We start from the raw sequence: 13,933 nt of genomic DNA on the forward strand, positions 1-13,933 counted from the left end.
CGCGGTGCCGGTTGGCGACGCACCATGAAAAAAGCCGACCCGTAGGTCGGCTTCGTGTCGCGCAGCGGGGACGCTCAGGCGGTGGCCAGCGCCGCCGGACGTGCCAGGCGGATCGCATGCATCCAGGCGCGGCGCAGCACGGCCGGCGAACGCGATTCCTCGGGGATCAGCAGGAAGCCGCGGTCGCGCAGCGTGGTACCCAGCGCGATCTGGCTGGTCAGCACGGTCAGCGGGATTGCCAGCAGCAGCGGCAGGCCCACGGGCATCAGCCAGATCAGCGCGCTCGGGTCGATCAGCGCGATGCCGACGGCCAGCAGGGCGATGATCGCGGTCATCGGCGCCAGCTGGGAGAAGGCGATGCGCCACGGCACGGCAGCGGCTTCACGCGGAGGCGACTTCCAGTTGAGCTTGACGCCGGTGAGGGCGACCAGCACGAACAGCGAATGGGCCAGCATGCGCACGGGCGCCTGGACGATGGCCAGGGCGCTTTCGAGCATCGAGCTCTTCAGCAGGCCCCAGACACCGCCGTACTGGCGTTGCTCGCCGCGCATCAGCACGGCGGCGATGCCCAGCAGGCGCGGCAGGAACAGCAGGGCCAGGGTCCAGATCCACAGGCCGGCGAGTTCCATCGGCAGCACGTTCCAGCTCGACACGATGCTCGAACCGCTGAGCCACAGGGCGGTGCCCAGCGTCAGGAAGGCCAGCCACAGCGGGGCCGAAGCGTAAGCCATGGTGCCGGTCACGAACATCGCGCGGTGCACCGGGTGGATGCCGGGCTCGGCCATCAGGCGGGCGTTCTGCAGGTTGCCCTGGCACCAGCGGCGGTCGCGCTGCAGTTCGGACAGCAGGTCCGGCGGTTGCTGCTCGTAGCTGCCGACCAGGTCGGACACCAGCCACACGTGGTAGCCGGCGCGGCGCATCAGCGCGGCTTCGACGAAGTCGTGCGACATGATGCCGCCCGACATGCCGCCGGTGCCTTCGATCGGCGCCAGCGCGCAATGGTCCATGAAGGGCTTGACGCGGATGATCGCGTTGTGGCCCCAGTAGTGCGATTCGCCCAGTTGCCAGAACTGCATGCCCAGCGTGAACAGGCGGCCCGTCACGCGGGAGGCGAATTGTTGGGCACGTGCATGCAGCGTGACGTGGCCGATGGCCTGCGTCGCGGTCTGGATGATGCCGGCAGTCGGGTTGGCTTCCATGAGCTTGACCATCGAGGTCAGGCAGTCGCCGCTCATCACCGAATCGGCGTCGAGCACGACCATGTAGCGGTAGTCCTTGCCCCAGCGGCGGCAGAAGTCGGCCACGTTGCCGGCCTTGCGGTGCGTGCGGCGGGTGCGCAGGCGGTAGTAGACCTCGACCTGCGGCTGGTTCGGGCTTTCGGCCAGCGCGGCGCGCAGGTCTTCCCAGGCGGCGCGTTCGGCGGCGGCGGTCTCGGGCGTGTAGCTGTCCGAGAGCACGAACACGTCGAACTGCTTGGCATGGCCGGTGGCGGCCACCGATTCGCAGGTGGCGCGCAGGCCGGCGAACACCGTGGCCACGTCCTCGTTGCAGATCGGCATGATGATCGCGGTGCGGGCTTCCGGGTTCATCGGATGGTCCACGACCTGCTTGGCCGAGAGCGCGTGCTTGTCGCCGCGCACCGAGACGTAGAAGCCCATGAGGGCGGTCACGAAACCGGTCACGACCCAGCCCGAGAGCAGGCCGTAGAGGCCGATCTGGCCATATTCGAGCCAGACGTTGTCGTAATCGGGCTGGACGCCGGCGAACAGCGTCGAGGCGATCGCGGTGCTGAACAGGGCCAGCAACATGAACGCCAGGCGGCGCTGCTTGGCGGCGCGCTGCCAGGGTTGTTCAGGGCCGAGTTCCTTGGCCTGCTCGCGGGCGGTGGTGCCGCCGGCGCCGAGCTTGACCAGCATCGCGGTGCCGATGCTGTTCCAGAAACCGCGCCACGGACGTGGCGCCATCGAGCCGCGGTTGACCGGCGGTGCGGTCACGGCGTTCGGATGGCGGTCTTCGCGCAGCGTGCTGCGCTGGCGCAGCTCGGCTTCGTGGGCGAGAACGTTCAATTGGGAGAAATCGTTGGGTTTCATGTGCGGCTCACCCACGTTGCTTGGAAAGAGAAGGCGTGTCGCCAATTGCCGGAAAGCGTTTGAAGACGCTGTCGGCAGCGGTGCCACCCAGGCCGTCATAGCCTGGCGTCGAAACACCGGCGGCACGGCTGCGCAAGAGGGAAGACTGCTTGGAACGCAGGCTGTCACGCTGCGGGCGCAGTGCAAAAGAGGGGCTGGAAAAGGCTGTCATGCGTCTACATGGGCAAAGCCCGTGCCAGCATGAAAAAACCGTTTGAAATCAGCGACTTGCGAGATCCCGATCCGGTTCGGAGGCGGTTTGGAGGCCGGCGCGGCCTTCAAAGCCCCGTTTTTGTCGCCAAAGCCCGACAGCCAAGCAGGGGGCTGGGACAAAGCCCAGCAAAATCAACGACTTACTTGCGTCGCTCGTCAGCGACAGGCTCGGCGCCCCCGGCTGGGGGCGTGTCGGCCTTGAAGTGCCCGGGCGTGAGTTCGTGCTTCTGCAGCAGGCGGTAGAACTCGGTGCGGTTGCGGTCGGCCAGGCGCGCGGCGTCGGCCACGTTGCCATCGGTCAGCTTGAGCAGGCCCACCAGGTAGTCGCGCTCGAAGCGCTGCTTGGCGTCGGCGTAGGTCTGCACCTCGACGCTGGGCACGCGCAATGCGCGCTGCACCAGCGCCAGCGGGATCAGCGGCGAGCTCGACAGCGCGCAGACCTGCTCGACCACGTTGAACAGCTGGCGCACGTTGCCGGGCCAGGACGCGGTGGTCAGGGCCTTGAGCGCCTCGGGCGCGAAGCCCGACAGCCGCTTGCCGTACTTGGTCGACAGGCGCTGCAAAAAGTGGTTGGCCAGCAGCGGGATGTCCTCGCGCCGGGCCGACAGGGGCGGCAGCGTGAGCGTCACCACGTTCAGGCGGTAGTACAGGTCTTCGCGGAACTGGCCGGCCTCCATCGCCGCGTCGAGGTCGCGGTGGGTGGCCGAGACGATGCGCACGTCGACTGCGATCGACTGGGCCGCGCCCACCGGCCGCACCGCATGCTCCTGCAGCACGCGCAGCAGCTTGACCTGCAGCGCGGGCGGCATGTCGCCGATCTCGTCGAGCAGCAGCGTGCCGCCGTCGGCCTGCTGGAACAGGCCCTTGTGGTTGGCGTGCGCGTCGGTGAAGGCGCCTTTCATGTGGCCGAACAGCTCGGACTCGAGCAGGGCCTCGGGAATGGCGCCGCAGTTGACCGCGACGAAGGGCTTGTCGGCGCGCGCGCTGGCCTTGTGGATGGCGCGCGCGAGCACTTCCTTGCCCGCGCCGCTGTCGCCGCGCAGCAGCACGCTGGCGTCGGACTTGGCGATCATGCGGGCCTCGGCCAGCACCTCGGCCATGCGGCTGCTGCGGCTCACGATCTCGGAGCGCCAGCTTTCGTCGCCACCGCTGCTGGGCGCGGTCGAGGGCGCACCCAGCGCCAGCGCCTGGCTGATCTTCTCGAGCAGTTCGCGCGCGTCGTAGGGCTTGGTCAGGTAGGTGAACACGCCGCGCGCCGTGGCTTCGACCGCGTCGGGGATGGTGCCGTGCGCGGTCAGCAGGATCACCGGCAGTGTCGGGTGGTGCTTGCGGATCTCGTCGAACAGCGCGAGGCCGTCGCGCCCGGGCAGCCGCACGTCGCTGAGCACCAGCTGCGGATGCTCGATCTCGAGCTGCGTGAGCGCCGATTCGGCCGAGGTCACCGCGGTCACCTGGTAGCCGGCGCCGTTCAGGCGCATCGAGAGCAGGCGCAGCAGGTCGGGGTCGTCATCGACCACCAGCAGGCGGGCGCCCTTGGCGTGGACTTCGGCCGGCTTGGATTCGCTCATGGGGCAGTCGCTGCGGCGGGCTTGCCGCCATTGGGGTGTGGCGTCGGGGTGTTGGGCCGCGCGAAGCTGCGCTCGATGGCGCGCAGCGCCTCGATGCGGTCGTTGAGCTGGTCGATGCGGCGCTGGGCGTCGCGCGCCTGCTGGGCCTGCCGGTCGCGGTCGTCCTCGACCTTGCGCTGTTCCAGGTAGCGTGCCGCCAGCACGCGCGCCAACGGCTGCAGCGGCTGTGCGTCGGGGGCCGGGTTGGCGATCACGCGCTGCAGCAGGCCCAGCGAACGCGCCAGGTCGGCCGGCACGCGGGTCTGCGCCAACACCAGCGCCAATTGCATCTGCACGACGGGCGCATCGCCGGGGTCGCCCAGGCGCGCGATCTCGATCGCCAGTTCGGGCGTGCCCAGCGGGCGCAGCTTGTCGGCATAGCCCAGCATGGCATCGACGGGCGCCGTGCCGCGCGGCGTGAAGGCCAGCGCCGGCTGGGTGGCGGGGGCGATGGGCTCGGCCTCGACCGGCCGGACCTGCTGGAACACCGGCGCAGGCGCGGCTGCCACCGTGGGCGGGGCCAGGGGCGCGGAGCGGGGTGGCGTGACGCACGCCGCCAGGGCCATCGACGAGAAGATCGCCGAGGTCAAGGCAGCGCGGCGGACGAACGAAAAAGACATGGTTCGGAAAACGCGGGGTGCGGGCTTGTGTTCTGAGGAAGGGGCAAGGGGGCGAGGGCGGCTCAGACGGAGCGGGGCAGCTCGATGCGGAAGCGCGCGCCAGGCCCGCCCGGCAGCAAGGCGATGCGGCCGCCATGGGCAGCAATGTACTCCTGCACGATCGACAAGCCGATACCGGTGCCTTTGACCGTGTGCTCGGGCTGGCGTTCGCCGCGGAAAAAGGGCTCGAAGATCCGGTCGCGATCGCCCTCGGCGATGCCCGGCCCGGCGTCCGCGATGTCGATGCGCGCGGTGTCGCTGGTGCCGGAGACCTCGACGCTGATGGTGCCGCCACTGGCCGAGAATCGGATCGCGTTCGACAGCAGGTTGGCCAGCGCGGTGCCCAGCTTGGCCGGGTCGACGGTGATCGACAGCGGCTCGCCCTCGACCCGCACCTGCAGCCCGTGCGCCTGCCACTGCAGGCGCTGGGCCTCGACCTGTTCCTCGATCAGCGGCAGCAGCGCGGTGCGCTCGCGGTGCAGGTCGCGCGCCTCGAAGGCGGCCGCGTTGAAGCGCAGCAGTGCCTCGATCTGGCTCTGCAGCGAGATCGCGTTCTGCTGCAGGATCTGGGCCACCTCGCGCTGCGCCGGGTTCAGGGCGCCGGTCACGCCATCCTCCAGCAGCGAGATGCCTTCGCGCAGCGCGGCCAGCGGCGTCTTGAGTTCATGCGAGACGTGACGCAGGAAGCGTGCCTTGTCGGCGTCCAGCTCGGTCAGCCGCAGCCGCAGCCATTCGAGCTGCTGCGACACGCGCCGCACGTCGGCCGGGCCGCGGATGTCGATCGGCAGGTCGAGGCGGTTCTCGCCCAGCCCGACGATCGCGCGCTCCAGGCGCTTGAACGGCCGCGCGAGCCAGACGCCGAAGGCCAGCGCCAGCGCCACGGCCAGCGCGCTGGCCGCCAGCACCTGGCGCATCAGGCGGGTGCGGGCGTCCTCGATGCGCGTGACCAGCGCCGTGTTCTGCGCCTCGATCTGCAACTGCGCCTGCTGCGCGATGTCGGTGTTCACCGCATCCAGGTCGCGGAACTGCATGGCCAGCGTGTTCTCGCGCGCCAGGGCGGTGTCGGCCGGGCCGGCCAGCAGGCGCTCCATCGCGTCGAGCTGCATGCGCCAGGCGTCGACCGAGGTGCGCGGCACGCCGTTGTCGGCCAGCCGGGTCAGCACGTTCTGCGCGTCGCGCGCCGCGTCGTCGAAGCGCCGGCGCAACACGCCGTCGTTGAGCACCAGCGACTGGCGGCCGGCGCGCTCCATGGCGGCGCTGCGCTCTGCCAGCGACTGCGCGGCACCCGAGAGCGCCAGCGCGCGCGCGGCCGCATCGCGGCTCTGCGTCATCAGCGCGTCGTACTGGAACACCGAACGCAGCGCGACGCCCACCAGCAGCGCGGTGATCAGCAGGAAGGCGAACAGCAGCAGCTGCTGGAACGAACCGCGCGCGGATTTCAGGTGCGCCATCAGACGGCCAGCGATGCCGTGGCCGACGCCGTGCCCGCGCGTTCGCGGGTCGGCACCTCGCCGCGCAGCGTGTAGGCCAGCGAACGGGTGATGTCCAGGTCGATCATTTGGCCGACCAGGCGGCTATCGCCTTCGAAGTTCACCACGCGGTTGCAGTCGGTGCGGCCCATGAGCTCGCTGGCGTCCTTGCGCGAGGCGCCCTCGACCAGCACGCGCTGCGTGGTGCCGACCAGCGCGGTGCCGAAACGCTTGACGTTGCGGTCGATCACGGCCTGCAGTTCGTGCAGGCGTGCCAGCTTGACCTCGTGCGGCGTGTCGTCGTGCAGGGCTGCGGCCGGCGTGCCGGGGCGCGGGCTGAAGATGAAACTGAAGCTGGCGTCGAAGTCGAGGTCGACGATCAGCTTCATCATCTTCGCGAAGTCCTCATCGGTCTCGCCGGGGAAGCCGACGATGAAGTCGCTGCTGAGCGCGAGCCGGGGCCGGATGGCGCGCAGCTTGCGCACCGTGCTCTTGTATTCCATGGCGGTGTAGCCGCGCTTCATCGCCATCAGGATGCGGTCGCTGCCGTGCTGCACCGGCAGGTGCAGGTGGCTCACCAGCTGCGGCACCTTGGCGTAGGCCTCGATCAGCCGTGGCGTGAACTCGTTGGGGTGGCTGGTGGTGTAGCGGATGCGCTCGATGCCGGGGATCTCGGCCACGTACTCGATCAAGAGCGCGAAGTCGGCGATCTCCGAGGTGCCGCCCATGGTGCCGCGGTAGGCGTTCACGTTCTGGCCCAGCAGCGTGATCTCGCGCACGCCCTGGTCGGCCAGGCCGGCGATCTCGACCAGCACGTCGTCGAGCGGGCGGTTGACTTCCTCGCCGCGGGTGTAGGGCACCACGCAGTAGCTGCAGTACTTGGAGCAGCCTTCCATGATCGAGACGAAGGCGGTCACGCCCTCGACGCGCGCCGGCGGCAGGTGGTCGAACTTCTCGATCTCGGGGAAGCTGATGTCGACCTGCGGCCTGCCCTGGCTTTCCCGCTGGGCCAGCATTTCGGGCAGGCGGTGCAGCGTCTGCGGCCCGAACACGATGTCGACGTAGGGCGCGCGCGCGATGATGGCCGCGCCTTCCTGGCTGGCCACGCAGCCGCCCACGCCGATCTTCACGCCCTTGGTCTTGAGGTGCTTGACGCGACCCAGGTCGGAGAACACCTTCTCCTGCGCCTTTTCGCGCACCGAGCAGGTGTTGAACAGGATCAGGTCGGCCTGGTCGATGTCCTGCGTCGGCTCGTAGCCTTGGGCGGCGTTCAGCACGTCGGCCATCTTGTCCGAGTCGTACTCGTTCATCTGGCAGCCGAAGGTTTTGATAAAGACTTTTTTGCTCATGGCGTGGGGGGATGGAGAACCATCTGAGAAAACGGCCGGCGCGCTGGCGGCGCGGGCTGGAAGAGGAGTGAAAAGGCGCGTCGGCGCCGTCGGATGGCCGGTGCTATTCGCCGAATTTCGGCAACTGGTCGAAAGGCGTCTTGCCGTCGTCGCGCGGGCCGCTCGCGGCCACGAAAGGCCAGAAGTTCAGAAAAGGCCGCTCGACCGAGGCGCGCGCGACGCTGGCTTCGGTCGGCGTCAGGATCCACACCTCGCGCACCAGGCCCGCGGGATCGCGGGTGTAGTTGACCAGCAGGTTCTGTCCGGTGATGGCACCCGTCGTGACCACCATGTTCTCGGCGCTGCGGATGCGCGCGCCCGGCGACAGGCGATCGGTCTGGCCGTCCAGGCGGATCTCGGGCGCGGCCACCACCATGAACTTGCCGCGCAGCGTGCCTTCGGGAAAGTTGCGGCCGCCCTTTGTGGCTTCGTTCTGCACCTGCCCTTCGAGCTCGGTCTGCGCCAGCGCCCGCGGCGCGGCGCCCAGGCCGACCACCAGCGCGCACACCACGGCCAGGGCAAGGGAGAGGGGCGGGGGCTGGGTCGAGGGGTGGGTGCAGCGGTTCATGGCATCTGTCCAGAGGCTGTGGAACCCCCGATTTTAGCGGCGCACCTTCCAGGCGCCCGTGGGACTCAGCCGCAGGAGGCGAGCGCGGACGCGGGGCGACGGCCGGGCGCCGGTGCGCGTCCCAGACACAGCGCGAGCGAAGCGAGCAGCCCGTCGCCGAGTTCGAGCGCTTGCAGCCAGAGGCGTTCGACACCCTCGGCGGTCGCGATCTCCACCGTCCGCTCCTCGGCCCGGGTGCCCACGTCGAAGCTGGCGGTGGCCAGGTGCAGCCCGATGCCGACCGCCTTCAGGCAGGCCTCCTTGCGCGTCCAGCAGCGCAAGAAGGCCGCGTCGCGGTCGGCCGCGTCGTCGAGGGCCGCGATCGCCGAGCGCTCGGCGGGGGCGAAGTAGGCGTCGGCCAGCGCGCCGGCATCGGGCATCGGCCGCAGCACCTCGACGTCGATGCCCGTGGCCAGGCGCTCCGAGAGGGCCAGCACGCCGGTCGCGCCGCTGTGGCTCAGGTTGAAATGCAGGCCGGGAGCGTCGGCCAGGGCCGGCTTGCCGAAGGGGCCCGCGGTGAACTGCAGCGACGCGGGTGCCTGCCCCAGGTGCCGCGCAAGCAGCTGGCGCAGCGCGGCCCGTGCCGCCATGAAGTGGTGCCGGTCCTTCTCGAAGACGAAGCGGCGCGCGCGTGCGATCTCGTCGGGCGAGAGCGTGGCGATGGCCGCGGCCGGCAGGTACTGGTCCAGCGGGAAGCGCCAGAGTTCGCAGGGCTCGGGGGTGGAGGCCGACAGCGGCGAGACGATCAACCGCATCAGCGTTTCCAGAAGGCCAGCGCGCGCAGCCGGGCCAGCAGCCGGCGCGCGGGCGTCTGCGCGGCGGCATGTGACGGGCGCACGGCCAGCTGCGCCAGCGTCTCGGACAGGTAGCGGCTCGGTTCGGTGCGCAGGCCCAGCAACTCCTCGGCCTGCTGGATCACGTGCATCGCCAGCACCGACTGGCCGCCCAGCGCGAAGAAGTTGTCGCCGCTGTGGATGTCGTTGACGTCGAGTCCGATCGCACTGGCCCAGAGCTGCGCGAGTTGCGCCTGCTCGGGCTGCAACAGGGGGCGTGCGCCCGGCAACGGACCGCTCTGCGGCCGAGGCTGTGGCTGCTGTTGCCGGGGCGGCGCGGGCGGCGGAGGCAGCGTGCGTGGCGGTTCGGCGCGCCGCGGCTCGGGCGGCGCGCCCGGACCCTGCTGCCGGCCCCTGAACTCGATGCCGCCATCGGGCAGCAGGCGCGCGCGGTCGCCGGTCCGGTAGAGCCGGCCTTCGGTGGCGAAGGGGTCGGCGACGAAGCGCTCGGCCGTGAGCGTGGGCCGGCCGATGTAGCCGCGTGCGACGCCGCGCCCGCCCAGGCACAGCTCGCCGATCAGGCCGGCCGGCAGCAGGTCGAGCGTCGGGCCCGTGATGTAGGCGGTGGTGTCGGCGATGGGGCGGCCGATGGGCAGGGTCGTGGCATCGTCCGGCAGCGTCGCCGGCACCGGGTGGGTGAGGGCGATGGCCGTGCACTCGGCCGAGCCGTAGGCGTGGATGAACTGCAGCGCCGGCAAGGCCGCGAGGGCCCGCCGCACATGCGGCACCGAAGGCGGCTCGCCGCCCACGAACAGCTGCCGCAAGCCGCGCAAGGACACCGGGTCGTCGTCGATCAGCGCGTTGAACACCGTGCTCGGCAGGAACGCGGTGCTCACGCCGTGGGCGGCGATCGTGCGGGCCAGCCCGGGCCCGGTCGGCTGCGCCTCGTCGTGCACCACGCAGCAGCCGCCGTTGAGCAGCGGGCCCCACACTTCGGCGCTCGACACGTCCATGCCCGAAGGGGCGGCGTGCAGCACCACTGCCTCCGGCAGGAAGCCGAGGTCGCCCGGGCCCACGGCCAGGATCGCACGGTGCAGGATCTCCGTGCCCTTGGGCACCCCGGTGGTGCCGGCGGTGTAGAGCACGCAGGCCAGCGAGTGGCCATCGAGCGCGACCGGTGCCAGGGGCGGTGCGGCGCTGTCGGCGTCCACGTCATCGGCGCGCATCCAGGTCACGCCGACCGGCAACGGGTGGGGCCAGCCGGCGGGACCGAGCAGGAGCCGCGCGCCGGCGTCGTCCATCCGGAAGGCCAACTGCTCGCTCGGCAGGTGGGCCTGCAGCGGCAGGTAGGCCGCGCCGGCCTTGAGCACCGCGAGCAGCGCGACGATGGAGGCGGTCGAGCGATCGAGCAGCACGCCGACGGTGGTGCCCGGGGCCGCGCCCGCGGCCTGCAGGCGCGCCGCCAGCCGGACGGCGCGGGCCGCGAGCGCGCGATAGCTCAGGCGCTCGTCGCCCCTGGCCAGCGCGATCGCATCGGGCCGGGCCGCGACCTGCGCGTCGAACAGCGAGACCACGGTGCGCGTGGCATCGCAGGGCGGCGTCGGTCGGTTCCAGTCGTTCAATTGCCGAGCGCGTTGCCGCGACGACAGGGAGGCGATGTCGCCCAGGGTGCGCCAGGCCGGCGCTTCGCACAGATGTTCCGCGATGGCCGCGACGGCCTCGAGCAGTTCGGTGGCGGTGGCGTCGTCGATCAGGCCGGCCTCGCGGTCCAGCAGCAGGCGCGGCGTCTCGGCGGTGTCCAGTCCGAGCAGCAGCGGCGGAATGTCGCCATCGTCCTGTGCGGCGAGGTGCGCGGCGAGGCCCCAGGCGTGAGATGGCAGGCGGGCTTCGTGCGTCACGCCGGACGCGGCCGCGCGACGCGACGCGTCCAGGGCCGACAGCCAGGCGCCCGTGGCCAGCGTGCTGCCGCAGTCGATGGCGCGTCGCAGGCCCCGTGGCCATTCCGTCAGCGTGGGCGAGGCCGCGCCGGTCCAGCGCGACAAGGCCAGCACCCAGGCGCCGAGCAGCACGGTGTCGTACAGGCGCCCTTGTTCGGCGACCTGCGTGCGTGCGTGCGCCATCAGTGTGGCGGGCAGCGCCAGGGCGGTCGTGTGCCGCGCGCCGCGGCTTCCCGAGTCCACGCGGGCGAACAAATCCAGCAGCGCGTCGGACGCCTGCAGCGGCTCTGGCAGTGTGGCGTAGGCCATCAATAGGACGGTTTGAGGAAAAGCGGCCCCTCGAGGCTGCTCATTGTGTGTCTAACTGTAATGTAAACATAAAGTACTCGTGTAACCAGGCTTTTCTACACGTTTCAGTCTTCTCGCAACGCACGGCGCACGCAACGGTGGACGCCGGCCATGACGGCCGGCAGGCAAATTACGGCGAGGGGATGAGGCGCCCGGGGGAGCGGGTACCCGGGATCAGCTCAGGTGGCTCACGTCGCCCCAGCCCACCAGCGAGAAGCCTTGCGGCGTCCAGAGCAGGCGGTTGATGGCGGCATTGCCCAGGTGCCAGGTGCGCGGCGCCTGCAGTTCCTGGCCGGTGGCGGCGCGGTAGAGCACGTCCATCACGCCGCCGTGCGCGACCAGCACCACCAGGGCGCCGGGGTGGCGCGCTGCGAGTTCGGCGGCCACGCTGGTGACGCGGTGGCGAAAGGCGATCAGCGACTCGCCGCCTTCCGGTTCGAACTCGGGATCGCGGGTGCGCCAGCGCCGGGCCTCCTCCGGGGAGTTGGCCTCGATGTCGGCGAAGGTGCGGCCCTCGAAGTCGCCGAAGGCGCGTTCGCGCAGCCGGGGGTCGGGGACGACCTCGAGGCCCAGCGGCCCGGCCACGGCGCAGGCCGTGTCCCAGGCGCGGGCCAGATCGCTCGCATAGACCGCTTCCACGGTCTCGTCCGCCAGCGCCTGGCCCAGTTGCTGCGCCTGCCGCTGGCCGGTGGCGTTGAGGCCGATGTCGAGCTGGCCCTGGATGCGTGTGTCCACATTCCAGGCCGTTTCGCCGTGGCGAATGACGATCAGGCGCGTGACGTCCATGGGCGGCAAGGCTGCGTCATCTACTTGGACTTCGGCGGGATTTCGATGTCGACCCGGCGCTCGCCCTGCGGCGGGGTCGGGAAGCCCTGCAGCGCGGCCTGGAACATCACCGGCAGCACGGCCGCATCGAGGTTGTAGGGGCCATCGTTGCGGGCCCGCGTCTCGTACACCACCTTGTTGGACGCGAGGTCGCGCAGCACCACGCTGACCTCGCGCAGGTACCAGGGGTTGGCCGGCGGCGCGAAGGCCGGGCCGTACCAGCCGCCGCCATACCAGCCGCGGCCGTAGCCATAACCGTAGCCGGGACCCCAGCCGCCGTAGCGCGGGCCCGGTCCCCAGCCCGGATAGAACCAGGGATCGGCCCAGGGCGACAGTGCGGCCGTGACCCGTGCGCCGATCTGGGCGCTGTAGCGTGGCGCCGCATCGTCGCGCTTGAGGCCCACGCCTTCGAGCGCCGGCGCAGCCATGGCCTCGAGGGCCTCGGCGCCGCGCGCGCCCGCGCCGTCCTGTTGCGAGGGCAGCCGCTCGAAGCGGTAGGTGGCGCCGGCGTTCAGGTCGGCGGCCGGCAGGTTGGAAAAGCTCTGCACGTCGCTGTCCACCACCCAGCGGGTGGCGCAGCCGCTGAGGGCGGTCAGCAGCGCGAGGGCGGACAAAACTCGCTTGATGGTCATGTCAGGATCTCCGGACGGTGGCTCGGTACGACGCCGCCACCGTCGCGCGCATCAGAGCTGAACGATGCGCAGCGGCGAAGGCGCCGTGAACTCGGGGGCGTCGAAGGCCTTGTCGCCTTCGGGATCGGGCACCCCGGTGGCCTTCAGACCCTTGAAGTCGAAAGACGTTCCATCGAGCAGGTGCGAAGGCACGATGTGCTGCAGCGCGCCGAACATGTTCTCGATGCGGCCCGGGTGCTTCTTCTCCCATTCGCGCAGCATCTCGCCGACCTGCTTGCGCTGCAGGTTCTCCTGGCTGCCGCAGAGCGTGCAGGGAATGATCGGGAATTCGCGGTGCCGGGCCCAGCGGATCAGGTCCTTCTCGGCCACGTAGGCCAGCGGGCGGATCACGACGTGCCTGCCGTCGTCGCTCACCAGCTTCGGCGGCATCGACTTGAGCCGGGCCGCGAAGAACATGTTGAGGAAGAAGGTCTGCAGCATGTCGTCGCGGTGGTGGCCGAGCGCGACCTTGGTGGCGCCCAGTTCGTCGGCCACGCGGTACAGGATGCCGCGGCGCAGCCGGCTGCACAGGCCGCAGGTGGTGCGGCCTTCGGGGATCACGCGCTTGACGATGCTGTAGGTGTCCTGCTCCTCGATGTGGAAGGGCACGCCCAGCGCCGTGAGGTAGGTCGGCAGCACGTCTTCCGGGAAGCCGGGCTGCTTCTGGTCGAGGTTGACCGCCACGATGTCGAAGTGGATCGGCGCGCGGGCCCGCAGCTTGAGCAGGATGTCGAGCAGCGCATAGCTATCCTTGCCGCCCGAGACGCAGACCATGACCTTGTCGCCGGCCTCGATCATGTTGTAGTCGACGATGGCCTGGCCGACCTGGCGGCACAGCCGCTTCTCGAGCTTCTGCGTTTCGCGCTCGATCTTCAGGCGCTCGCCCGGTGCGGTGGTGGCTGCTTCTTCTTCCGTCCAGATGGCGCTCATGACCATTGCCCCGTTTCCACGCGAATCGCCACTTCGCAGTCGTCGAAGATCTCCAGCTTGGCGATCTTGACCCGTACGCCCAGCACGCCGGGCAATTGCATCAGGCGGTGCGCGAGCTTGCCGATCAGGCTCTCGAGCAGGTTCATGTGCACGGCGGTGCACTCCTCGATGATGATGCGCCGCACCTTGCGGTAGTCGAGCACATGCATGATGTCGTCGTCGGCCGGCAGCAGCGGCTGGCTGCCGAGGTTGAGCTCGGCGTCGACCTGGATCTTCTGCGGCGTGTCTATTTCCTGGTCGAGGATGCCGAGGCTGGCGTCGAAGCGCAGCTTGGTCAGCGTGAGGATCTGGGTGCCCTTGGTCAGCATGGTCCGCTT

Annotated in this window: 13 protein-coding genes; all 13 read right to left on the reverse strand. The window is 70.2% G+C overall.

Features of this window, described 5'->3' with window-relative positions; translation table 11 throughout:
• Positions 1-74: 74 nt before the first annotated feature.
• Positions 75-2,090: a glucans biosynthesis glucosyltransferase MdoH gene (gene mdoH / locus K0H49_RS19960; RefSeq protein ID WP_219216163.1), complete on the reverse strand. Its 2,016-nt coding sequence runs from the start codon at positions 2,088-2,090 to the stop codon at positions 75-77.
• Between the two features lie 7 nt (positions 2,091-2,097).
• The gene (locus tag K0H49_RS19965; RefSeq protein WP_219216165.1) at positions 2,098-2,301 is read right to left on the reverse strand and encodes a hypothetical protein; all 204 of its coding nucleotides are present in this window, start codon (positions 2,299-2,301) and stop codon (positions 2,098-2,100) included.
• Positions 2,302-2,482: 181 nt separating this feature from the next.
• Entirely contained in the window at positions 2,483-3,910 is a 1,428-nt protein-coding gene (locus tag K0H49_RS19970; protein WP_219216167.1) for a sigma 54-interacting transcriptional regulator, read from the reverse strand.
• The gene (locus K0H49_RS19975) at positions 3,907-4,539 is read right to left on the reverse strand and encodes a hypothetical protein (protein ID WP_257625032.1); all 633 of its coding nucleotides are present in this window, start codon (positions 4,537-4,539) and stop codon (positions 3,907-3,909) included. The genes K0H49_RS19970 and K0H49_RS19975 overlap by 4 nt, the downstream gene beginning before the upstream one ends.
• A gap of 92 nt (positions 4,540-4,631) precedes the next feature.
• Positions 4,632-6,059 carry a sensor histidine kinase gene (locus K0H49_RS19980; protein ID WP_219216172.1) on the reverse strand — a complete coding sequence of 476 codons (1,428 nt, stop codon included), beginning with the start codon at positions 6,057-6,059 and terminating at the stop codon, positions 4,632-4,634.
• Positions 6,059-7,426 carry a tRNA (N6-isopentenyl adenosine(37)-C2)-methylthiotransferase MiaB gene (gene miaB, locus K0H49_RS19985; protein ID WP_219216174.1) on the reverse strand — a complete coding sequence of 456 codons (1,368 nt, stop codon included), beginning with the start codon at positions 7,424-7,426 and terminating at the stop codon, positions 6,059-6,061. Before miaB ends, K0H49_RS19980 begins: the two co-directional genes overlap by 1 nt.
• 103 nt (positions 7,427-7,529) lie before the next feature.
• A complete protein-coding gene (locus K0H49_RS19990) occupies positions 7,530-8,033 on the reverse strand; it encodes a hypothetical protein (RefSeq protein WP_219216177.1) in 504 nt (167 codons plus the stop codon).
• Positions 8,034-8,098: 65 nt separating this feature from the next.
• Positions 8,099-8,827 carry a 4'-phosphopantetheinyl transferase family protein gene (locus K0H49_RS19995; protein WP_219216179.1) on the reverse strand — a complete coding sequence of 243 codons (729 nt, stop codon included), beginning with the start codon at positions 8,825-8,827 and terminating at the stop codon, positions 8,099-8,101.
• Entirely contained in the window at positions 8,827-11,091 is a 2,265-nt protein-coding gene (locus K0H49_RS20000) for a non-ribosomal peptide synthetase (protein WP_219216181.1), read from the reverse strand. Before K0H49_RS20000 ends, K0H49_RS19995 begins: the two co-directional genes overlap by 1 nt.
• A gap of 213 nt (positions 11,092-11,304) precedes the next feature.
• Complete coding sequence (locus tag K0H49_RS20005; RefSeq protein ID WP_219216183.1) at positions 11,305-11,916, reverse strand: histidine phosphatase family protein; 612 nt, start codon at positions 11,914-11,916, stop codon at positions 11,305-11,307.
• A 20-nt stretch (positions 11,917-11,936) separates the two neighbouring features.
• Positions 11,937-12,581, reverse strand: a complete 645-nt coding sequence (locus K0H49_RS20010; RefSeq protein WP_219219011.1) for a DUF4136 domain-containing protein — start codon at positions 12,579-12,581, stop codon at positions 11,937-11,939.
• Between the two features lie 57 nt (positions 12,582-12,638).
• Positions 12,639-13,556, reverse strand: coding sequence for a tRNA 2-thiocytidine(32) synthetase TtcA (ttcA, locus tag K0H49_RS20015; protein ID WP_219216185.1), 918 nt, complete (start codon positions 13,554-13,556; stop codon positions 12,639-12,641).
• Positions 13,553-13,924: a dihydroneopterin aldolase gene (locus K0H49_RS20020; RefSeq protein WP_219216187.1), complete on the reverse strand. Its 372-nt coding sequence runs from the start codon at positions 13,922-13,924 to the stop codon at positions 13,553-13,555. The genes ttcA and K0H49_RS20020 overlap by 4 nt, the downstream gene beginning before the upstream one ends.
• Between the last annotated feature and the right edge of the window lie 9 nt (positions 13,925-13,933).

Source organism: Variovorax boronicumulans, assembly GCF_019352895.1.
Lineage (GTDB): Bacteria > Pseudomonadota > Gammaproteobacteria > Burkholderiales > Burkholderiaceae_C > Variovorax > Variovorax boronicumulans_A.

Coding starts and splice junctions, on each gene's coding strand:
- mdoH (WP_219216163.1), bottom strand. CDS start 2,090: ATGAAACCCAACGATTTCTCCCAATTGAACGTTCTCGCCCACGAAGCC.
- K0H49_RS19965 (WP_219216165.1), bottom strand. CDS start 2,301: ATGACAGCCTTTTCCAGCCCCTCTTTTGCACTGCGCCCGCAGCGTGAC.
- K0H49_RS19970 (WP_219216167.1), bottom strand. CDS start 3,910: ATGAGCGAATCCAAGCCGGCCGAAGTCCACGCCAAGGGCGCCCGCCTG.
- K0H49_RS19980 (WP_219216172.1), bottom strand. CDS start 6,059: ATGGCGCACCTGAAATCCGCGCGCGGTTCGTTCCAGCAGCTGCTGCTG.
- miaB (WP_219216174.1), bottom strand. CDS start 7,426: ATGAGCAAAAAAGTCTTTATCAAAACCTTCGGCTGCCAGATGAACGAG.
- K0H49_RS19990 (WP_219216177.1), bottom strand. CDS start 8,033: ATGAACCGCTGCACCCACCCCTCGACCCAGCCCCCGCCCCTCTCCCTT.
- K0H49_RS19995 (WP_219216179.1), bottom strand. CDS start 8,827: ATGCGGTTGATCGTCTCGCCGCTGTCGGCCTCCACCCCCGAGCCCTGC.
- K0H49_RS20000 (WP_219216181.1), bottom strand. CDS start 11,091: ATGGCCTACGCCACACTGCCAGAGCCGCTGCAGGCGTCCGACGCGCTG.
- K0H49_RS20005 (WP_219216183.1), bottom strand. CDS start 11,916: ATGGACGTCACGCGCCTGATCGTCATTCGCCACGGCGAAACGGCCTGG.
- ttcA (WP_219216185.1), bottom strand. CDS start 13,556: ATGAGCGCCATCTGGACGGAAGAAGAAGCAGCCACCACCGCACCGGGC.
- K0H49_RS20020 (WP_219216187.1), bottom strand. CDS start 13,924: ATGCTGACCAAGGGCACCCAGATCCTCACGCTGACCAAGCTGCGCTTC.